The organism is Paenibacillus litoralis (assembly GCF_046244365.1).
In the GTDB taxonomy this organism is placed as follows: Bacteria; Bacillota; Bacilli; order Paenibacillales; family NBRC-103111; genus Paenibacillus_V.
The window spans coordinates 5103212-5125327 of sequence record NZ_CP176395.1 but is presented as its reverse complement, the minus strand read 5'-3'; the positions used below and the strand labels follow the sequence as shown (position 1 = coordinate 5125327).

The window sequence follows — 22116 nt, the reverse complement described above, 5'->3', positions numbered from 1 at the left end:
ATGTCGTGACATTCCTATCGGACTAATCGGCTGTTTCACATCTTTGTTTAGACTTTCAAGGTGCTTTAGTTGAGTTTCTGTCGGTTTCTGTGCATCGATGAGCATGTCAAAGTTTATTCGTGCCACCTTTTCACGCGTATCGGGCTTTAACTTGTCGATCACTTCATACATTGCCGAAATGGCTTGCTTATATGTCATATCGAATGCGCTGTCCGTACTGAGAAAGAATCGATCCGGGTATTTCTCGATGAGATCAATTTAACTGTCCGTAGTGTAAGGACTTTTCGGATTGTATGAGGTAAATCCAGCAAAGAAGTCAATATACAAGTTTGGGTGATTTTCCATAAGTGCATCAATGACCGCGGCCGGATTGTATACATTCGCATGTGCAAATATAATTTTAGTTTTGGGATAATTTTCGAGAGCTTCCTTTAATTTGGTTAGTTGTATACCGTCTGGCGGATCAATATGTAATAAAATAGGGACATCGTATTCCGAACAGATCTCATAAATCTTTGGCAGATTCCCGTCCATCGCGTTTTTTCCTTTCCATTCACGTTTATCAGCGCCAGGAGTATTTGATGAAGCTGCGTATGTTTCACCGATACCTAAATATCCTTGTTCCAAATTGTCTCTTACCGTTTGTAGACCTTCCGGCTGATACATATCAAAACCCGAAAAGAAGGGGTATATACGTTCAGGATATTTCCTATAGGCATTCCACGACATACGGTCCGTTTTTAATGCCGCTCGGTTAGAAACGCTACCGAATAGGACAATTTTAGCGATGTGATACTTGTTCCAAACGGAGAGTGATCTTGGATATTTCCATGCATCATGATTATGCACGTCGGTCAGACCGAGATTCTTGTACTTCTGGTATAGATCTGCTTTGTCATCCGGAACTTTGTTGGCTTTGGAGACAGATGAATCACCAGGCCTTTGATGCATGGCATACTCGCTTAGGCCAAGTAAAGCGACTACGGTAATCAATGCAAGTATTGAAAATGTCCTTATCCACTTATTCAATACATGATCCCTACCTCTCACCAGTTTCTTCAAAATATTCCAAGATTTAAAAATTTAACTTATAACGGCGATAGTTTTTAGTCTCACCTTAACCCTCCGCTTGACTAATTTTTTCTTGCTTATATAGACAGAGATAAATGGAAAAGGTTGCAAAACGACGATATTAGGCATTACGCTAACGGGCACGATTGCGAAATGATTATAGCTGGAGCATACACCACGGCGATCTGCTCCTGATCGTTGAAGTATACCAGCTAATAGCCTGTCAATATTTAATTATTAATGAAGAAAACGAAGGGTGCTATACTGGTAAAAACACATGACAAATAACCACCCCATAGAATTTGTGGAGGTTTTCCTCGATGTCCAAACTTTGTTTACTCAGTCAAAGCGGAAAGGTTCTTTCTTGGTCAAAATCGCATAAATCCATTGGATCAGTTTATTTACACATGCGATCACGGCTACTTTAAACAGTTTACCTTCTGCTCGCTTTTTGTCGTAATAAGCCCTGATTTTCTTATTACGTGAGCTTCGCAAACCACATCGCACAGCTTGATATAAGGCTGTCCGGAGTCTCCTGGAACCGCGTTTGGTGATTGTATTTCGGGTTGCTGTAAACTTGCCGGAAGAAAAGACACTTGGATCAATACCGGCAAACGCAACCAGTTTCTTTGCGTGATCGAACCGATCGATTTCTCCGATCTCAGCTAAAATTGTTGCAGCAATTTTGGTGCCAATGCCGGGTATCGATTGGATTAAATCATACTCCAGTAATTCTTCAGCCAGGGCCTCTATCGATTTATCCAGTTTCGTTAGATGCTCCTGGTACTGAAGAAGTAAATTGATGAAAAGCTCCAATGAGATTAAATGACTCGGAAAAGCGGTCTCTCTGAAGGGATTTCGCTCTGCTGCAGCCCTTAGTTTCTGTGCCCGTTCCAGCGACCACCGGTTCGAGGCGACATGTCCAACAAGGCGTTGTATGTTCGCCGTAACGTTTTCCTCGGACATCGCTAACACCGATTGAGACGTTGGATACTGAGCCAGGAAACGAAGCGACACCTTAGAAAAAAGGTCACCAAACACGCCGTGATACTCTGGAAAGACTTGATCCAGTACCGCTTGAAACTGCAGCTTTGCCTGGACATACATTTCAGTCAGTGACTCATGTTGCCGTGTCAGGTAACGCAGATTCATCAGATACTGACCCCGTTTTTTGTAAGGCTCCAGCTCTTCTTTGTAGAACAATTCACCCAGCTGGTATGCGTCAGCCACATCCGTTTTCACCTTACGCAAATTCATCTTTTTCGCTTGGTGTGAAAGTAACGGATTGATAATTATATACAGATATAGATGATCATCTAGAAACTGTACAACTGGACTATGATAATGACCCGTTGCTTCTAACACAATGGCCGGACGTTGCCCAGCAAAAGACTCCACGATTTGAGCAAAACGGAGGAAGGACGCTAATCCCTCAAGATTGTGCTCAAATCGAAAGGTCTTTCCGTAGGGCGTTCCTCGATCTGAAAAAGCTTGTGCATGACTTTCCCCTTTAGATACATCTAATCCAATGACAGGGTTCATTCAACCACTCACGATAATATATTCGCCGGCAACCCCTAACCTTCTTGTCGTCCACATTATCGCATGTGATTCGGGATCATGGTCCCAACCAGCCTAATCATGGTTTAACAAGTAGGGGGGATGAACTGTATAGCTCTCGGGATCTAGCTCCCACGGGCAGAAACGTTCGATCCCCGGCTACCGCTATCTTACGACCACACAAAAATGAGGTCCACTAGAAAGATCTGGTGACCTCATAATACGAAAGGGCAGGATAGTGACAAAGAGCTTCAAGTGCCTAACGACTAACTTTCTGATCTAACTTGAAGATACATGAAAAACCATAAACAGCGATGCAACAAAGAAGTGCATCGCTGTTTTCATCATGGTGCCATATAATCTGTTACGAGCGTAATATTTTCATCAGTACTAAATGGTGTGAATTGTATGACATAGAAAAATGGATCAACATTATATAGTTCTTTGCCATAGCCAACAGTGGCATGTTTTGTATAACCTGTTCCATCGATACGTATTTTATTGATATCAATATGGGAACCGTGACTTATTTTCCCTTGTAAAAAGTAAATCCACCCATCACGGTATTGTAAAGAACTAATGGATCCATTGCTGTCCCAAACATTAACACTGTAGAGCTTAATTGAGGTTGAACCATCTAGACTTGTTTTATAAATTCCAACCATGTCGTTTATCAACTTAGTATGATAAATCCACCCATCGATTATAAAGTGATTACTGAATATGTTTTTATCCACTTGTTGTTTCCCCAAGCCAGTTAAATCTGTTTGAAATAAGTCAAATGTTTCGTTTTGATTGTAAAAAAGCTGATTATTAGCGATAAAGAATCTTTGAATATGTTTTTCCGTGACGATTTTTTCGCTCAATGAACCATCGGTTTTCATCCGACTGATACCGGAATCATTGGTTTCCAAAAAGTAAATCCAATCTTGCTCAACTACAATCTGAGAAGCGGAAACAGGGGATAGCTTAGTCCTCTCTGTTCCATCTTGACGAATTTTATACACGCCTCTATCTTGAAGCACTCCATCGGTATATGCCCTTGTATCAATCGTATAGTACAACCAATCTCCTTTAAGATTTATCGATGTGGCATTGTCGTCAGTCAGCTTGATTTTGGTAGCTCCATCTTTCGACCATTTTTCCAATGAAGGTTTATTATTAAAAGGATTTGTGAAAATCCAATTCCCACTAACGGCGAGATTCCCACCCATAAGCAGATTGCGCTGCGCGGCCAGCTCCTCTTGCTTTTTCATATATTCCTGTGTTTGTTCTTCACAAGCTTCAATCGAATATCCATCTAAAGAATCCCATGCGGTACTCCAATTGAATTCGATATTTGTAAATCTCCAAGTCATGGGGAAATAAACAATATTGTTAAGAAACAAAATTGGATAAGGTTCTTCTTCATTATTGATGATCTTCCCGTTAACTGTAACAGGAAAAGGAGGCAGTATGGCTTGCTTGGTTGTTAGCTGGATTGGTTCTGATTGGAGGCTTTGAAACAATGGTTGGCATGAAGGCAGTTTGGAAATTTTAAGTCCCTGACTCTGATCCCAGTTTACTTCCAATCCCAATGCAACCGTGTTATTCCAAGTCATTGGAAAGTAAGTTATACCTTCATAGAGAAATAAGGGATACTGGTTGTGTACATTATCGAGGGGTGATCCATTTACTGTTATAGGAAGAGTAGGAGAGCTAATTCTGTAATGGAGATTAGAGGTGGCTGCAAATGAGGATTGTGCGAACAGAGGAAGCGTTAAAATAATTGAAAGAACGCACTTAATCAGTTGTTTCATAAAGTGAAAATCCTCCTGTGTTAAGAAAAGTAAGTTTCTTCGTATACATACAACTTGTGTTTGAAAAACTCACCCAATATACGCAAGAAATTGTAAAAAGTTTCCCGATAGCACCATGACGCACAGGTTGCCAAGGTAGGTAACCTGTTAAACTCCCTCGGGCAGTTATGCGAAACCCTAAAGGATAATCCAGGAAGAATGTGAAGTATCCCATTAAGAATCAATATTATTTCTGAAAGGGGGATTCCATTGTCTCAGGTACAATCCTTAATTCAAGAAATTTCATTAATTTAGTTCATATAAAGGGGTCACCTCACAAAACGGAATAATCGTACGCTAAGCGATAATTATACCATCGAAAAACCGGACTCCTCATTCCATAAAGGAGTCCGGTCTTCTGGTAGAACACATTGGGTAGAGCCGACATACGTTTATGTCGGCTCTACCCGTAAAGCAGAGTGGGATTCTCGTTTGTACGAAAGTCTAGAGCAGACGCTTTAATCGAGACCCCGATGCTTATCTGACTGCATTGGAGCAGGAATGGGAGAAGATTTTCTGTTAGTCGATTATGTTGTCGAAGTTTTTTCGTAGAAAAAAGAGCCGCCGTGGCAGCTCTTTAGTTTGCAGACTTTTATCTAGCCTTGCTCGCTGACGGTTGTTCCGCTATGTGGCGATTGATAGGTCCCCTGACTACTGCGATCCATACAAGTAGAAAAAGCATAATCACTGGAACGATCACATCGCTAGCTGCCCCTTTCACAAGCGTTGATATCATTGCACCGATCATAATCAACGCCAATAATATCGCGCCGTAACGCGAAGAAGACCGAATAAGCAACGCAATCGATCCGGAAATTTCCAAGGTCCCGATTACGATACGAAACCATGCAGGATAACCGAGCTTATTGAAGACTTCTACCATCGCTTGCACACCCATTAGTTTAAGGACCGCCGCCTGAATAAAGATCAGCGCTATCACAGCAAGCCCTATCCAGCCAGCATATTTCCGCAATTTGTCCATCTACACCTCACCCCGTTTCACTCCGTAGATAAGCCCTACGACTCCAGAACTAAAAGCTATCAAGTGATACGTGCATGAGTAAAATGATTTTTCTCATTGCTATAATCTCCTTTAATTTACTTGGAGAAAAAATCAGTCAAAACGGGAGCGAGGAAATCCAGAGCCACGTTATGATCCTGACCTTCCAGGCTGTGGAGCTTTGCATTGGAGAGTCTGTCCACGAGCGCTTTCACCGCATTTTGCTGGTACTCAGGACTTGCCCCTCCACCCACCACGAGCGTAGGGATCGAGACGGAAGACCACCGATCGGCTGGCAATGGGTTACCCGACATGGTGTCACCCATGATGGTGCCGTCATAGACCAACGTGTGCGCTACATTTTCCATCGCCGGCCAGAATGGCGCGTTTCGCATCTGAGCAACGAAATCGGCAGGAACGCCTGCTGCATTCGTCAAGAAATACTCGACTGCGTCGCCTCGGCGGCCCGACGTTGTCAGCTCTTTGAGTTGCTTTAAGTAATCTTCCGGAAGTGGAGGACGAGTATTGTCAATGACGAACGGCGGCTCGTACAATGCCAGCTTCGCGAAAGCAAGCTTGCGAGCCGCTTCGAGGGCAAGGACTGCACCGGAGGACATGCCGAATACGAATGCCGATCCGCCAGCCTCGTTGATGAGAGCTTCGATATCTTCGACTTCGCGCTCAACCGCGTACGGCGCCGTGTCGCCGCTATCCCCTCGACCCCGACGATCGTAGTTGAAGACAGTAAAGTGGGGTGAAAGAAGCGAAGCAAGCTGCGGCATCATCGGATCCGAACGAGTTTGAAATGCAGCGCACACCAGGATGATCGCCGGTCCATTCCCGGATTTATCAAACGCAATGGCGGTTCCGTCTTTCGAAATTACTTTTTTCATTGTATTTTCCTCCTGACATAACACTGAATTGGATAGATACTCTTTTAAAATTGTTCCTTGAAATTAACTAGTTGAAGATCATTTTGTAATCCGGTTATGGACGAAGCTCAAGCGAAGGTGCGGGGTGCGAGAGCCGTCCCAAATCGTTTAGATAAACGCGGAGAATATACGCCAAGACTTCGAACATGTCCGGTAATTATCTCAGGAAAATCGATTATTTGGCAGCGCCAGGTACAACTTCTGGAATACTATCGGCTTGATTAGACTGAGTCTCTCCGATTGGTCCAATGTGAGGCAGTGCGAGAATCATTACCGAGAGATCGATCGAGACAAGAAGGGCGGGCAGGGCTAGTACCGCAAGCCCTGTCCATCCCCTTATGCCGGCCTTCATTTCATTTCCATGCAAGGCGTTCTTCATTCGTTCTGCAGCTCCAAGCCCAGCTTATCTAACATAAATTTTGTGCCGTGCTCGCGCTGTTGTGGTGTATCGTGACCATCGAAAAAGGCTCCTTGTTCGGTATAGATGAGTTGAGTGCCGTTGCCTGACTGCTTTATTTCCACTGTCGTCACGGAGACTGACATCCGTGACTCTCCTTGGTCCAGGGTGTAAGTATAAACGATGCGGCTGTCCTGAACGATCTCTTGATAGCAGGCGTCGAAAGTGTAAATCGGACCGTTCGGCGGGCCGCCGCGGTTGATTTCTCGACCACCAACCCGAAAGTCAAACTCGTCGGCTTTCGGGAACCACCGGGCTTTGGCTGACGGGTCCGACCAGGAGGAGAATACCAGCTCGGGCGATGCATTATAATTTTTCTCAATGACAAAGGTAGAGTAGTTTACAGATCGTTCGTTCATGTTTATTTTGTCCTCCTTTGGGAATCGTCATCTGGATGCTCATCAAGAAAATCACCAATCCGGTCGAGATGGGATTCCCAGCTCGCTTTCCGCTCTGCAAAATATTTATGATGGCTCACCCTCATGGCGCTCAATATTTTGGTGAATTCTTGAACGGTCAATCGTTCTTTTCTCCGTATAAGGCATGTTACATACTCTAATTCCTGTAAAAGCTTTTGTTGCACACTTATACTTTCCTTCAGACGCTCAATTTGAAGGGAAACAATGTCGAACAGGCTGAAATGATTGCCGTCAATAACGGATTTGACCTGATCCAACGACAAGCCGAGCTCCTTCAATGACAGAACCTGCTGCAGCTGTGCAATATCGGATTCTGTATAGACCCTGTGTCCTGAGTCAGTATGACCGGATGGAGAGAACAAACCGATCTGGTCGTAGTATCGCAATGTTCGAACCGTTAATCCTGCTAATTTTGCAAGTTCTCCAACTTTCCACTCCCGTTTCATGATCATCCCCTTTTTATTCACGCGAGGTTTTACCGGTATCCATAGCATAGATCATTACGTTACGATAGTTTCAAGTAGAAAATGGAAAAATTAATCTTTTGCATGATAATAGGGTGAGATAAGTGAATTCTTTATTCCGACACAGGATGTTTGTCCTCATGCCATCATTTCTGGAATGAACGTGGTGAGTAAAAGAATATTGGAAACTGAGTTTGGTCACGTTAAATGATCTTCATTAATTACCAATAGTCGGAAAAATTCCTCGGATGGAATATAATAAATTCGTTTAAATTTGATATTAAAGTTGTCGTCGCTAAGCTAACGGGCAGGTTACTTGCAATATATGGTATAATTCAAACTTAGGAATATATAAATTAAGAAGATAAATAGTCGAACAGAGAACATTTGGTCAATAGCTATCGCAGATCATTAGGGTATTGGTAGTACCTACTCAAAATCCCAAATTAGGAGCACCGGAATATGACTTCCCAATACTTGAAACTGAACGTTTCATTTTGAAAGAATTGTTATTCACGATGCAAATGAAATATTTGAGTACTTTTCTAAAGATGAAGTGACTAAGTTTTATGATCTAGACAGCTTTACTGATATTCAGCAAGCAATTGAATTGGTTAAGCGATGGAATAATAGGTTTGAGGATAGGCAAGGTATCAGATGGGGTATTGCCAGTAAAGAGGACAATATACTTGTTGGGTCGTGTGGCTATTACAATGAAACCACTCTATTGTCAGGAGTGGCTCTGTCTTTATAAACTGATGTATATTTTGTGGTCAAACTTTACTTTGTGTTTAGATACATTACGGTGAACCGTACCACAAGTAACGGCAAGTTTTTTGAGGTGAAACGTGTAGAAGCCTGTTAAAGCGTGTTGAGCGGCATAGGTTTGGGGTAGGTCACTCGTCTCCGAAACGTCGCTGCAAGGACGCTTTTGCGGGCTTTTTTGAGGTCAAATGACGATGGTGTACTTGGCGGGGAACTTTTGCTTGCGAGAAGCAAAAGCCCCCTCCGCAGTTTGTGCGGAAGGGGCAAACTCAAAAAAATGCTTTTGCAGTTTTGCGTCGATCTCCAGCTCGATTCCTTGGGGAGTGCGTCCGTCCTTGACGTGAACTTGCTTGACCATCGTTTGGAAGAGCGTTTTCTGCGTCTCGGGCGGTGAAGCTTCGAGCATCTCCTGGAATCTGGAGAGCGCCTGGCGGACGTGCTGGAGCGGGATGGGGTCAGAGGTGCTGTCCGCCAGTTGCCGTTCTGCCTCGGCTTTGCGCTGAGTGAACTGCTCCTGTTGCTGCTTCAGCTCGTTTAGGCGCTCGACGAACAGGTCATCGTCGACGTCGCTGGCCTCGTACAGCTTGAAGTATTTCTTGCGCTGCCTCTCGATGGACTCCAACTCCTTTTCGATCGCCGCGAGTTCTTTCTGGAGCGGTACAACGCTCTTTGTCCTGTCCTTGTTGAGCTTGGTTACGATGTCTTCGATCAGCTTGGGCCTTCTGACGACTTCAGCAAGCCTTTCGAACAAGAAGCTCTCTACCTTATCGGCTCGGACGGAGCCTGGAACCCTTCGCCTAGGTCGAGTAGTTCGACGTACTCGGGGTAACTTCCCAGCAGTCCGCCGACTTCGTGGTGAAGCCCGACATTACCGAGGTCGTGTACGTTGTCTCCCGTTTCAAGAACGACGATGTAGCCGCACACGTCTAAGCGAAACTCGCTTTCCTCATCCTCGTCAAGTTCAACCTTTTGTTAGTTGAAGTAGTCCTCGACCAGGTCGAGGAGTGCTTTGGAAAGTGTTCCTGCGTGGCGCAGGATGTCACGGTCCTGCTGAGACTTGATAGTTCTCATTCTTAACCTCCTGAAAATGAAAATGAAAATGACCCCTCGAAAAAGGGGTCTAGATAATAGATCACGAATATGATATATGTCCTAAAATTTCCTTGAACCAGATTTATCTAGAAAATTAAAACTTTTGTAAAATCTCAACGTCTAAGTCAAGTGGAGAGGAGATGGGGCGACTATGGGGAAAAAGTTGGCTGGATTTATGGTTGCATTTTCATTATGCATGAGCTTATTGACGACTGCGGGCTACAGTTATGCCGCAGCCGCAGATGGGAGCGTGAGGGTTACGCTGCCGGATTTTGCGGTGAGCCTCAACGGTCATTCGGTCGAAAGTCAGTACCGCGAATACCCCCTGCTGGTTTATCACGATATCACCTATTTTCCGATGACTTGGTACGATTCCAGACTTCTTGGTTTAGAGGCGACTTGGTCGCAGGACGACGGCTTGGACATTAAGTCAAGTCCTGTCACGACCTCGTATGTTACTTACACGTCAGAGAAACGCAACGCAACGGCTTACACGGCGGAGATTCCCTCAACAGTTGTCACTATAAATGGGAAGTCAATCGACAACAAAAAAGAAGAATATCCATTGCTAAGCTTTCGAGATGTCACATATTTTCCGTTGACCTGGCGCTTTGCGCACAACGAATTCGGATGGGATTACCAGTGGAGCGACACTGACGGCCTTAGCATCTCGTCCCATAACCCGCAGGTGCAAACGGCCATGCTTCCTACATCTGCCGGTGAAAACGATGTCGCCCTTTTCAAAGGATATTATTATTTCGTGGAGACGACGGGTATGACGAACCATATATATCGTGCTCCCGTGCAGAATCCTTCCGACAAGGAAGAGATTTATTCCTATAACTTCTACAGCTCTGATAGGAATCCAAAGGTCGTAACTTTTCAAAACCGTGATAATACGCTTTGGTTTACCTATCACCTCGGGGGAGGATTTACTGGTCAGGATTACTACGTTAAAATCAGTGACGATGGGAAAGCGGAGCTGCTACATCGAGGGTATATTGATTTCCTCGATACCCCGTATGGGACATTAATCCTCAATCTCCCCGGCGGCTACATGTATTTATCGCAACCGGGTCAGGATGAGACGAATAGCAAGATTGTAGGCGGTGGCGACCCGAATGTGAAGATGTACGCCAATCAGGTTCCTCGCAGCGTTCCTTCAACCGCTGCTTCTGTGGTCGGGGATGATCTCTACGTGTTGTGCTTAAGAGGCCCTGCCAACCAGAATTCACTTTGTAAAATCAACCTAAAAACGAATAAAAGTGATACGATCGTCAATTCGAGCATTAGCTCGTTCCGGATGATCAATAACAAACTGTACTATGTAAAAGACGAGGACAACGCGCTATATTCTTCGGTGCTAGACGGGACGGGCGAAATGAAACTATCCCACCATGCTGTGTCATGGTTTGACAGCATCGACGGCAATGTATTTTACACAACCAAGAAGGAAACAAACCAGTACGATTTGTACAAGGCAGATCCGAACGGGGAAGACCCGCTCGTATGGACAACACCGGTCATAGAAGTGCAAGTGTTGAAGGATCGGCTTATCTGTCGGTTTGGCGAAAACGATGACTACGGCGTCGTACTGCTGGACAGTTCAGGACACCTGACGTTGAAATTGACAGATCCGATCTCGCGCGTGCTTACATCCGATGATGGAATATTACTCGAAACCGCCCGAGATTCCTCAATCGAATACATTAGGTGAAGGAATGTTTGATTCACCCTGCTGAAGGGATGCCGGATGCGTCACTGTGCTTACGGGGAAGAAATCAAGATCAAAGAAGGGGCCATCCACAAAGGATGGCCCTAAAACTTGCCGTTACAGACAACGCGGTGAACCGTATCATAAGTAGAAAGACAGACTCCATTCCGGTAACGGGGAACGTTAGCTCAATACAACAGCGGCAGTCTAATACTTAATTTTAGAGGGCTGACGATAATTCATCTAATAAATCCAGTAAAATCAAGCTGTCCAGTCTAACACATTATTTTCTCAAGACACCCGGTTCATTTGAATACCGTTGCATCATAAAACCAAAAGCCCGCAGCGCCAATCTGCGGCTAGATAGGCTGCTGTAAGGCTAAGCAAGCCGTTACTCCTTCCGGTTGTCGATCGCCTCAGCCATCGTTTTATCGGTCAGATGGGCATAGATTTGCGTCGTTTCGGGCGATGCGTGGCCGAGCTGCTCCTGCGTTTTGTACAGGTCATTGCTCAAATAATAGTCGGTTGCGAACGAATGGCGAAGCTTGTGCACGCTTAAATAGGGCTTGCCGAACCGTTTGGCGTATTTGATCACCATTTCCTGAATCGCCCGCTTGGTCATGCGCTGACCTTCGATTTTGCCGTTGGCAAGAGCGACGAACAGCGCTTTTTCGCGTTTGGCCGGCTTGTAACGGAACTGGCGCTGCTCCATATAGGCGGTCAAGTCGTCCACGGCTTCCTGGCGAAAGTAGACCGGCGTTTTGAAGGTGTCGTCGTTCTTGCCTTTGCGGTATACGTAGGCGAGTTTCTTCTTGAGATCGATGTCATCGACGTTCAGGTTGACGACCTCGGAGACGCGCAAGCCTGAGTTCAGGATGAGCGTGATGATGCACGCGTCCCTCGTTTTGTTAAGCTCGTAGGCATACATCGCTTGCTTATTCGTTGCGGCGTCGACGCCGTAGCCTTCGTGCACGTACCCGATAAATTCGCTGATTTCGTTCTCCTGCAGCAGCTTTCCTTCCAGCTTGACCGCGGTATCCTTCGGCTTATGCGTACGCTTGATCTCGACCTTCGCCATAACGTTCCGCTTCAGCAGCGGATAGAAATTCTCGTCCTCGGCGATTTGGCTCAAATAATGAAATAACGAGCGCAGCGACGAGAGCTTGCGGGAGATCGTCGTTTTGGTGTTCGCGTGCGCCGGCTTGGTCAGCAGAAACATCCGGAAATGATCGATGCTCTCCATGTGCAGCTTCTCCAGCGTCTCGATCGGAACGTCGCGAATGGTCGCAGCCTCGGTCAATCCTTCGGCGATCAGCCAGCTCAGGAACGTTTCGTAATCTCTCAAATATTCCAGCAGGGAAGACGGAGACAGATCGGGCAGTTTATAATGAATAAATTTATCGACATACCAGGGCATCGATGGCAGCTTTTTCTCCAGCTCTTGTCGGTCTTTCACTTTAATAACGTTCATCGGCTTCTCCTTGTGCATGTCATAGCTCTATTATAGGAAATCGTTAACAAGATTCCAATCTTTGTCGAGTCGGAGGCAACCTTTTTCTTCGGAGGCGGGTATGATTCGGAGTGAAGGAAATTGTGGAATAAATTGTTAAATGATTTCTTTTTTCATGTATACTTGAGGTAGTCCGTTTTATAAACCAAGGAAGGCGGAGGTGAACGAAAGTGGAACAGGAACGCTTGGAAATAGCGAATGTCTGGAAAGTGATCGATGCAAAGCATGCATGCTTCGATCATTCTACCTTCGTGGCGACTGGTGCGGAAAACTTGCTTTTTGAAGACGTCTCGCTCGCCAAAACCAAAATAACGAATGCGAATTTAAGCAGGCTGGAGATTGACGGAGCCCAACTGGGCGGAGCTTACATTCACAATATCGGCATTCCCAAAGAAGGAGATTTTCATTATCATCCGGAAACGGCCGAGCTGCCGGTCCGATTCGAGAACTGCGAGCTTAGGGGCAGTCAGCTCTTGCAATGCGATCTCAGCGACGTAGAAATCTCGAATTGCGAACTGAAGGGTATGAAAATCAATGGCATACTCGTGGAAGACCTTTTACGGGAATACAAGAAATAATGATCAAACAAGGAGGGGCTATCGTGAATGTAACCATAGTGCACAAGCCGGAAGTAAGAGCAGTCGTCTTGCGGACGAATCAAAACGGGCGTGACGTTAGGCAAGCGTGGAAGGAGATTCAAGAGCTGTTGTCCGAACGACAGGCCGAACTCGATGGTGAGCATGGATACGTGTTCGTTCCGGAATGGCAGTGGGCTACCGGCGTCCATACGCTTTGGGTCGGCACACAGATCGGTTCGTTCGAGGAGCTGCCTGAAGGTATCGAGACGCTGACGCTCCCGGCTAAAAAGTACGCGAAAATTACGGTTCGAGGGGACCGCGGGGAGATGGATGCGGTTTATCGGCATTTGGACGAATGGTTTAAGAACGGCGAGCATGAACGGGATATGGCTGAAGGCTCATACAGCTTTGAAGCGAATCGCTTGCATCCGGTCAATCCGTTTCTCATTCCGGCTGACGTTATCGACTTCTTCGATTTTGACATTTACGCTCCGATAAAAGCTGTGCTTAAGTAAGAGTTGCGATCGTCAGATTCATACAATTGTTCACGAAACGCTGCGTTGACCATTGCCTTCGAACCGATCATAATGGAATCAACCGCCTAACGGGGAGGAGAGCCAGATGGATATATTCGAAAGCATTACCGAACGGAGAATTGCCGAAGCCATAGCCAAAGGGGAGTTTGACGATCTGCCCGGAAAAGGGAAGCCGCTTGCGTTGGAAGACCTTACTCACATCCCCGAGGATTTGCGAATGAGCTATAAAGTATTGAAGAACGCCGGCGTTCTGCCGGAGGAAATGCAGCTTCGCAAAGACATGCTTCAGCTCGAGGACTTGATCCGCTGCTGCTTGAACGACGGGGAGAGGACGGAGCTCGAGCGCAAATGGACGGCCAAGAAGCTCCGCTTCAGCATGCTGATGGACGAACGTCAAATGAATCTGTCATCGGCTTTCGACACGTATCGAGACCGGGTTAATGGCAAGTTTAGTTAAAAGCGCCGAATCCGAATGGCAGCCCACAGCCGCGGAAACGGATTAGACTAGTAGAAGAGCACTTCGCTTGAAGTGCTTTTTTGTTTTGCAGAAGAATATATTGACAAAACGGCAGGCAGTTATCATAATTAGTAAACAAATATGTATGTTATGTTTCAAAAAAATGCGGCCATGCCAGAAATGCAGAACAGAGAAGAGGGATCACATGCAATCCAACCCTGCAGCCCGTACGAACGCCGGAGAAAATTTGCTGCGCGTTCTTGTATTTACTTTAATTATTTCCGTTATGAACGCATCCATGTTCAATGTAGTGCTGCCGGTTATTAGCAAGCAGTTTGAACTTGCGCCTTCTCAAGTAAGCTGGATTGTAACCAGCTACATGATCGTGTATGCGATCGGATCGGTCACCTTCGGGAAGCTGGCGGATAAATACCGGTTGAAGGATTTGTTGACCTTCGGACTGCTTTTCTTCGCGGCAGGGTCCGTAGTCGGGCTAGCCGCTACGGAATACTGGATGATTATCGTCGGCAGAATCCTCCAGGCAACAGGCGCATCCGTCATCCCGGCAACGGCGATGATCGTACCCGTCCGATATTTCTCGCCGGAGAAGCGCGGTCGCGCTTTAGGGACGGTCGCAGTCGGGCTGGCGCTCGGCACGGCGATCGGACCGATCGTCTCAGGCTTCGTCACAAGCGTGGCAAGCTGGCGGTTTTTGTTCGCCATCTCGATTTTCGCGCTGTTTACGCTGCCGTATTACCGCAAATATTTGGACGATGAAAAAGGAAATGCCGCCAAAATCGACTTTATTGGCGGGGGGCTGCTTGCCGGGACGGTAGCGTTCATGCTTCTGGCTATTACGCAGCAAAACGGCTGGCTCTTTATCGCGGGAGCCGTATTGCTTGCACTCTTTCTACTGCGGATTCGCTATGCCGCCGAGCCGTTCGTGAACCCCGCCATTTTTCGGAATAAGCAATATTCGTTCGGTCTCGCCGTCGCTTTCGTGATGACCGGCCTAAGCTTCGGCATACCGTTCATGACGCCTCAGCTGCTGTCGACTGTAAACCAAATGTCGCCGGCGTTCATCGGCTTCGTCATGTTTCCCGGCGCAATCATGTCGGCCGTAATGGGGCGAAAAGGCGGTAAGCTCGCCGATGAGAAGGGGAATCCGTTCCTTGTTTTTACCGCGGCATCGCTTATTTTCGCCGGCTTCCTGAGCTTGTCGTCCGTAGTCGGGATGTCGCCAGTCATCATTGCGGTCTTTCTGATTTTGGGCAACGTAGGGCAGACGTTCATGCAGATTGCGATGTCGAATACGATTTCGCGGACGCTTTCCAAGGAACAGGTCGGCGTCGGAATGGGCATGTTCTCCATGCTGAATTTCATTTCCGGCGCGACTGCGACGGCGCTTATTGGCAAGACGCTGGACTTCGGAGCGGTTTCGCATTGGAATCCGCTCCAGCACAACAGCGCGGCTTACGTGTACAGCAACATTTTTCTGACGCTAGCCGTATTGGTTATGGTGGTGACCACGTTCTATTACATGCAATTCGGAGGAGCGGCGAGGAAGCTGCGGGCCGAACGGAATGTAGCCCAGTAAGAACAAGCTAAGGGGTCGGCGGTTGCCGGCCTTTTTTCGATTCGAATCATTAGAAGCGTTCATGATATGCTGCAGAAAGCGCGATTTTTAAAGCGTTTATCCATTTTCTGACCGTAATTGAAATAGAAAATCGAATCGAGAATATAAAGCAAAAGTCATTTGACAATTGATCCATGAGTATGCTTTCCTGCCTCGTAATGGGCGAATGTAGCTATACAACGCAAATATAATATTGTCCGATTATATATCCTATATTATATTTATGGTGTATGTAGAAATCATGCTAAACCAAATCGTTAACAATTAGGCGGTGGTAGATTCGGAATGACCTTCTTGACGCTTCCATACTAGTGCATCTATAGTGTGTGTAAGCCGATCGAGGATTTCAGCAGCAGGTATGTAAGGGGGAGTAGTTGTGACGAAAGATATGAAATCGTACATCTACAAAGTGATAATCGTTTTGGCGGTCGTCTCCAGTATTCCAGTTCTAATCGTTAGCGCTTACAATATTAATTTGTTCTTAACCAAAACAGTGGAGCTTATCAATTCGAAAAACGAAAACGAATTAACTCGAACCGGCGCATTGATGGAGAGAACGCTTCAACAAATTATCGATTTCACGAATTCCATTACGCTAGACAGCCGTTTCGCCAATATTCGAACGGATTTCGAACAATGGAAGGCATTAGGCGATATTAACAACTTAATTTATGCCAATCCCTATGTCACGGAAATTCTGTATTACAATGCTAATGAGAATATATTGCTTATTTCCAATTATGGAATCGAACGAAATCCCAGTAACAGTCAGATACCGTGGATCGCCTCCGTCGCATCCGGGATGTCCTTATACGGAATCGAGATCGTAGAGGGCAAGTCCAAGCAAGGGGCCCATGTTGCGTCTATTGTTCAACGGCTTCCTTCTTCAAGAGGAGACCAAAATTTTTTCATTTATAACGTGAATCTTGATAAGATTTATGCTTCCTTTTTGCAAGAATTGAACGTGAACGCCGAGCTGTATAATTATTATCTTACAGACGCTGGCGGTAAAATCGTGTTTCATCGGGAGCCGCAAAAATTCGGGATGAACCTTTCCGATATCGAGCGGGACCCAAAGACCATCCAAATGAACGACTACAAACTTAATGCCTTTAATTGGCGATTAATTAGCGAAGTCAATACGAAGCAGTTGTACGGGGATGTCGCGAAATTAAAAAATACGTTGTTGATCGTGGTCGCGGCCGTTGTCGTCTTCATGCTAGTTCTGATCCTGATCGGATTCCGCGAGCTGTATAAACCATTTCACCGGATTGTACTGCGCGTTAATGAAAACGAAGAGCTGCTGAGAAAAACGCTTCTGCATCGCCTTTTGATGGGCCAGATCGGCATTAATCCGGACATTGAACGATTAACAAAAACATATGCGAGATCACATCTTGTGACGATCATCAAAACGTTGCCGTCGATGGATGAAATCGGCCATGATCCCGCGCACATGAGAAAATCGGTTGTAGACGGTTTAGACGGGACATTCCGGTATGAACTGTTTGAAGAGTCGAATGAAACGTACATCGTGTTGTTTCAACTGGAGCATGAAGACGTGAACCGCTTTACTACCGGTCTCTTGCTCAGCTTCAAAGAAGACCTGCTGGAACGGCTGGAGATCAGCATCGGCGGCATTCATCCGCTCCATGACTTGCACAAGTCTTATCTCGAAGCCATGTATGCATACAATGTCGGACGGATTTTTACGCTCGATTCGAAGCTGTATTGTTATAATAAACTTCCGATGGATTACCATAACACGGCAGTCGAGACCCCGGCTGTGGAAGAGATGGAATTGGCGATTAAACAGCAAAACGAGAGGAGCTTTACGAACGCCTTAAACGCTTTGTTCTCCGAGCAAATTACGGTGGTCGCGTACAATTTGAATTTTTATACGGTCATTTCGCTTTTCCTGCGGATGTACGGGCAGAACAGCTTGGCGTTCCTGGATGAATTGAATAAATTGATTGCGGAAAAGGGCAACATGAACGTAACGGCCATCAAGCAATTTTTATTTACCAAGTTCCATAACTTTCGGGAATATGCGGTCGATACGAAGGATTACACCCGCAAGATTGACGATTTCATCGCGGCCCGCTATATGGATAATTTCTCCCTTGACGAAATGGCGGACTACATCGGGATTAGTAAGCAGCATTTGATTCAAGTTTGCAAAAAAAGTTATAATCGAACACCGATTGAATACCTGAATGAGTATCGGGTCGAAAAGGCAAAGTATCTATTATCAAATACGAGCACGAAAATTGCCGAGATCGGCTTGAAAACCGGATTCAACAGCAACAGCTACTTTGCCAGAGTATTCAAGCAATATACGGGGATCACGCCGTCCGAGTACAAAGAGCTGCGAGTCAACCGCAATACTTGAATCAGCTTGAACGAAACCGACTTTGATGTCGGTTTTTTTTGTTTTGGAACCGGGTTGTAATACAATATTAAACACGTTGAACAGGGATGAAAAGCCCGTCGTTTCAACGGATTAATATATTAGGATTGAATTGCGGGCAGGGGCTGATGTAGGTTGTAGCTAACCCGGGGGGCCGGGAACCAATAAGGAGGAATGAAGCGTGGAACAGAAAAGAAGGGGAAGGCTATGGCTCTCAGTTTTGTTAGCGTCCGTCATGGCAATATCGGCGGCATGCAGCTCGTCAGGAGCCAAAGATCCGCAATCTACGGGGGAAAAAGCACCGGCCAATAGCGCCGCTGCCGGGGGGGCCAAAACTCCTGTCAAGGTCGTAGGGCTGAATTGCAATGCCACATTCGATCGGAAGACGCCGGAAGAGAAGCATGTGCACGATATTATTCAGGAAAAAACAGGCGCCGATGTCAACATCGTCTTCTCGGAGGCCGGCCAGTGCGTCACCAAGCGCAATTTGATGCTCTCCTCAGGCGAACAATTGGAGTTCGCGGAAATGTCTATAGCGGATGCGATACAAGCTTACAATGACGGCGTCATTCTCTCGCTCAACGAATTGCTGGATAAATACGGAGCGAACTTGAAGAAAAATGTAGTGCCTGCCGCTTTTGAAAGAGTGACATATAAAAACCAAATTCTCGGTATTCCGATTGAGACCCCTGTAATCACGCCAAACGCTTTGCAAATCCGAACCGATTGGCTGGCCAAGTTAAATTTAACGATGCCGAAAACCATTAGCGATTATGAAAAGATCCTGGAAGCGTTTAAAACCGGCGATCCGGACGGAAATGGAAAGGCCGATACCTATGCTTTGTCAACGGGATCAGGCGGGAATATTGACATGTTGGAATATGTCTTCGCTCCATTCTTCATGCCGGCAGCTACGGAATGGTGGAAAGATACCGACGGCAAAATTAAACCGCCCGAGCTTCACCCGAGTTATAAAGAAATGATGGCCAAATTCATAGAGTGGCAGAAAAAAGGGTATATCTGGCCCGATATGCTGCTCTCTACAGCGCCCAAGCAGCAAGAGTTGATCGCACAGAACAAAGCGGCAACCGTGGCAGCCACATTCTCCGGAACGATCGTAAACGCGGTTGAGGTGCTTAGGAAGACGGTGCCGGATGCCAAATATGTCCCCGTCGCTTTAGAGGGCAAGGGGATCAATAAATTGCCTGCATCGCCTGCCGCCACGTCGGCCTGGGTCATTTTCAAGAAAAACGCCAGTCCCGAAACCGTCATGAAATATTTCGATTTCCAGGCAACACCGGAGGGGAGCGACCTGGTCTACTTCGGGGTTGAAGGCGAGAACTACAATCGGGGAGCGAACAATACGATCGAATTTATCGCTGAAGACAAGTCGGATCTATCCAAGGCCAAATATTACGCCAAATACAAGACGGTGTTCATCAACTGGCCTGGAAAACCCGTATGGTCTGCGAATACCTGGGTACATCAGGAATACAACTTGAAGCGGGAGCAAGTAAACAATCTGCCGCGCTTTGAACCGATTGACGCCAAAGTGCTTTACGACAATGCCAAATGGAAATCATTCTCCAAGCTGACGGATCTGAAAACGTATTGGAAAGAGCAGAAGGTAAAAGTATTCAACGGAGAAATTCCGGTTGAGAACTGGGATAACATTGTGAAGAAATGGCTGGAGATTGGCGGGCAACAAATGATTGACGACCGAAACGAGCAATTCGCGGCGGCTGCCAAGTAAGCGAATGAACGGGTTCTGCTTCCGTTAGTCTCAGCGGAAGCAGAGCCGTCTTATGGAAAGGTGTGAGCCGTTTTGAAATCGATCCCTGTATCTTCATTAAGCAAAGGCAGCCGAACGCAAAATCCGCTGGGAACGAAGAAAACGGGCTTCCTCCGCAACCTGTGGAAGTTCAAATTTCTGTATCTCTTGCTGCTTCCCGGATTGCTGCATGTGCTGTTATTCCATTATGTGCCTATGTACGGCATTGTGATTGCCTTTCAGAATTTCAGCCCGTTTCGCGGTGTCGAATCGATGTTTATCGATGCCAGATGGGTGGGGATGGACAATTTTGTCCAGTTTTTCAACTCCTATTATTTCGGGCGTATCCTTACCAATACGCTGCTGATCAGCGCCTACAAGATCATTTTCGGTTTTCCAGCGCCAATCCTGTTTGCGCTTCTGTTGAACGAATTAAGAAACGCCAAGTTCAAGAAAGCCGTTCAAACGATCAGTTATTTGCCGCATTTTCTGTCTTGGGCGATTATTTCCGCCCTGATTCTATCGTTGTTGTCCCCTACAAGCGGCTTGATCGGCAAGATGGTTGCGGAGTTCAGCGGGTCCCAGAGCAATTTGATCTCCGAACCGAATTTTTTTCGCAGCATTCTTGTTTCCAGCGATATTTGGGCGGGACTTGGTTGGGGAAGCATCATTTATTTGGCTGCACTGGCGGGAATCGATCCGGCTCAATACGAGTCCGCTAAAATAGATGGCGCTAACCGGTTTCAACAAATGATTCATATCAGCTTGCCGGGGATGGCCAACATTATCTCCATTCTATTCATATTCGCGGTCGGCGGCATCTTGAATGCCGGGTTCGAACAAGTGCTGCTTTTGTACTCCCCTAATGTATACTCCGTAGGAGATATTATCGATACGTATGTATACCGGGAAGGGTTAGAAAATTCAAGATACTCTTATGCGCAAGCGGTAGGCGTGTTCAAAAACGTCGTAGGGCTCATTTTCCTGCTCGGCACGAACTATATCGTGAAACGCCTCGGGAAGGAGGGCATATGGTAAGGCTCAAGCTGTTCGATTATGTGAATGCGGCTTTTCTCATCTTGGTATGTTGTTCGATCATCGTCCCTTTTCTGTTCGTCATCAGCCAATCGCTTATGTCCAATGAGGACATCATGCGAAATGGCGTTACCTTTTTTCCGCAGCATGTCGTGTTTGATTCTTATATTTATTTGCTGACAGGCAGCTCCAGAGTGTATCAGGCCTTCGGTAACAGCTTCTTTATTACGTTTTTCGGCACGCTCTTTAGCTTGCTGTTTACGGGCTCGATTGCCTATGCTTTGTCCAAAAAATACTTGCCTTATCGTAACGTGGTGACGGCGGTTTTGTTGGCCTCCATGTTTTTTGGCGGGGGGTTGATTCCTTCCTACCTTCTTATCACCGCTCTCGGGTTGAAAAATTCATTATGGGCCGTTATGATTCCGTCTTTTCTCAATGTTTGGTATGCCTTTTTATTGCGCAACTTCTTTATGGAGATCCCGCCGGAAGTGGAAGAATCCGCGCGCATCGACGGGGCGAATGATGTGACCATATTCGCTAGAATCGCATTGCCGATGTCGATGCCGGCGATTGCGACCATCGGCTTGTTCTATGCGGTCGGGTATTGGAACAGCTGGTTCTCGGCTTCCCTTTACTTGTCCGAACAGAGCAAATGGCCGCTGCAATTGCTGCTGAAGTCCATGCTGCTCGCCTTCGATCCGAATATGAGCGGGGTGGCCGAATCGCTGGGGCTGCTCGCCGCGCTTTCCAAGGATAGCGTCCGCGCCGCGATGATTATGATTACAACGGTGCCAATCCTGCTCGTGTATCCGTTTTTGCAGCGCTATTTTGTGAAAGGCATGATTGTCGGATCAGTAAAAGGATAACGAAA

Annotated in this window: 20 protein-coding genes; 10 read left to right on the top strand and 10 right to left on the bottom strand. The window is 46.3% G+C overall.

Annotation, left to right across the window (positions count from 1 at the left end):
• Positions 1-258: 258 nt before the first annotated feature.
• From ACKGJP_RS21500 to ACKGJP_RS21465, 8 genes are all read right to left on the bottom strand, one after another.
• Positions 259-1029 carry an amidohydrolase family protein gene (locus ACKGJP_RS21500; protein WP_409340848.1) on the bottom strand — a complete coding sequence of 257 codons (771 nt, stop codon included), beginning with the start codon at positions 1027-1029 and terminating at the stop codon, positions 259-261.
• Positions 1030-1410: 381 nt separating this feature from the next.
• Positions 1411-2613 (bottom strand): IS110 family transposase, encoded by a 1203-nt coding sequence (locus ACKGJP_RS21495; RefSeq protein ID WP_409340847.1) that lies wholly within the window; start codon positions 2611-2613, stop codon positions 1411-1413.
• Between the two features lie 362 nt (positions 2614-2975).
• Positions 2976-4430, bottom strand: coding sequence for a DUF5050 domain-containing protein (locus ACKGJP_RS21490; protein WP_409340846.1), 1455 nt, complete (start codon positions 4428-4430; stop codon positions 2976-2978).
• Positions 4431-5061: 631 nt separating this feature from the next.
• Entirely contained in the window at positions 5062-5451 is a 390-nt protein-coding gene (locus tag ACKGJP_RS21485) for a DoxX family protein (protein WP_409340845.1), read from the bottom strand.
• A gap of 116 nt (positions 5452-5567) precedes the next feature.
• Complete coding sequence (locus ACKGJP_RS21480; protein WP_409340844.1) at positions 5568-6362, bottom strand: alpha/beta fold hydrolase; 795 nt, start codon at positions 6360-6362, stop codon at positions 5568-5570.
• A gap of 214 nt (positions 6363-6576) precedes the next feature.
• Positions 6577-6780: a hypothetical protein gene (locus ACKGJP_RS21475; RefSeq protein ID WP_409340843.1), complete on the bottom strand. Its 204-nt coding sequence runs from the start codon at positions 6778-6780 to the stop codon at positions 6577-6579.
• Entirely contained in the window at positions 6777-7217 is a 441-nt protein-coding gene (locus ACKGJP_RS21470) for an SRPBCC family protein (protein ID WP_409340842.1), read from the bottom strand. The genes ACKGJP_RS21475 and ACKGJP_RS21470 overlap by 4 nt, the downstream gene beginning before the upstream one ends.
• Positions 7218-7219: 2 nt before the next feature.
• Positions 7220-7723, bottom strand: coding sequence for a MerR family transcriptional regulator (locus ACKGJP_RS21465; RefSeq protein ID WP_409340841.1), 504 nt, complete (start codon positions 7721-7723; stop codon positions 7220-7222).
• A gap of 523 nt (positions 7724-8246) precedes the next feature.
• On the opposite strand from ACKGJP_RS21465, the gene ACKGJP_RS21460 reads away from it, so the two are divergent.
• Positions 8247-8495: a GNAT family N-acetyltransferase gene (locus tag ACKGJP_RS21460; RefSeq protein ID WP_409347225.1), complete on the top strand. Its 249-nt coding sequence runs from the start codon at positions 8247-8249 to the stop codon at positions 8493-8495.
• Positions 8496-8690: 195 nt separating this feature from the next.
• On the opposite strand, the gene ACKGJP_RS21455 is transcribed toward ACKGJP_RS21460, so the two are convergent.
• Entirely contained in the window at positions 8691-9257 is a 567-nt protein-coding gene (locus tag ACKGJP_RS21455; RefSeq protein ID WP_409340840.1) for a hypothetical protein, read from the bottom strand.
• Between the two features lie 492 nt (positions 9258-9749).
• Here ACKGJP_RS21455 and ACKGJP_RS21450 point away from each other — a divergent pair, with 492 nt between their 5' ends.
• The gene (locus ACKGJP_RS21450; protein ID WP_409340839.1) at positions 9750-11315 is read left to right on the top strand and encodes a DUF5050 domain-containing protein; all 1566 of its coding nucleotides are present in this window, start codon (positions 9750-9752) and stop codon (positions 11313-11315) included.
• A gap of 388 nt (positions 11316-11703) precedes the next feature.
• Here the strand turns inward: ACKGJP_RS21450 and xerS are convergent, their stop codons facing one another.
• Positions 11704-12783, bottom strand: coding sequence for a tyrosine recombinase XerS (gene xerS / locus ACKGJP_RS21445; RefSeq protein WP_409340838.1), 1080 nt, complete (start codon positions 12781-12783; stop codon positions 11704-11706).
• A gap of 209 nt (positions 12784-12992) precedes the next feature.
• Between xerS and ACKGJP_RS21440 the strand changes: the two genes are divergently transcribed.
• The 8 genes from ACKGJP_RS21440 to ACKGJP_RS21405 all read left to right on the top strand — a co-directional run bounded on the left by ACKGJP_RS21440 (position 12993) and on the right by ACKGJP_RS21405 (position 22111).
• The gene (locus tag ACKGJP_RS21440) at positions 12993-13400 is read left to right on the top strand and encodes a pentapeptide repeat-containing protein (RefSeq protein WP_409340837.1); all 408 of its coding nucleotides are present in this window, start codon (positions 12993-12995) and stop codon (positions 13398-13400) included.
• 23 nt (positions 13401-13423) lie between these two features.
• Positions 13424-13915 (top strand): GyrI-like domain-containing protein, encoded by a 492-nt coding sequence (locus tag ACKGJP_RS21435; RefSeq protein WP_409340836.1) that lies wholly within the window; start codon positions 13424-13426, stop codon positions 13913-13915.
• Positions 13916-14021: 106 nt separating this feature from the next.
• Positions 14022-14393 carry a DnaJ family domain-containing protein gene (locus ACKGJP_RS21430; protein ID WP_409340835.1) on the top strand — a complete coding sequence of 124 codons (372 nt, stop codon included), beginning with the start codon at positions 14022-14024 and terminating at the stop codon, positions 14391-14393.
• A 205-nt stretch (positions 14394-14598) separates the two neighbouring features.
• Complete coding sequence (locus ACKGJP_RS21425; protein ID WP_409340834.1) at positions 14599-15990, top strand: MFS transporter; 1392 nt, start codon at positions 14599-14601, stop codon at positions 15988-15990.
• Between the two features lie 415 nt (positions 15991-16405).
• Entirely contained in the window at positions 16406-18421 is a 2016-nt protein-coding gene (locus ACKGJP_RS21420; RefSeq protein WP_409340833.1) for a helix-turn-helix domain-containing protein, read from the top strand.
• A 199-nt stretch (positions 18422-18620) separates the two neighbouring features.
• Entirely contained in the window at positions 18621-20192 is a 1572-nt protein-coding gene (locus ACKGJP_RS21415; RefSeq protein WP_409340832.1) for a hypothetical protein, read from the top strand.
• Positions 20193-20264: 72 nt separating this feature from the next.
• Positions 20265-21248 carry an ABC transporter permease gene (locus tag ACKGJP_RS21410; RefSeq protein ID WP_409340831.1) on the top strand — a complete coding sequence of 328 codons (984 nt, stop codon included), beginning with the start codon at positions 20265-20267 and terminating at the stop codon, positions 21246-21248.
• The gene (locus tag ACKGJP_RS21405) at positions 21242-22111 is read left to right on the top strand and encodes a carbohydrate ABC transporter permease (protein WP_409340830.1); all 870 of its coding nucleotides are present in this window, start codon (positions 21242-21244) and stop codon (positions 22109-22111) included. Before ACKGJP_RS21410 ends, ACKGJP_RS21405 begins: the two co-directional genes overlap by 7 nt.
• Positions 22112-22116 lie beyond the last annotated feature (5 nt).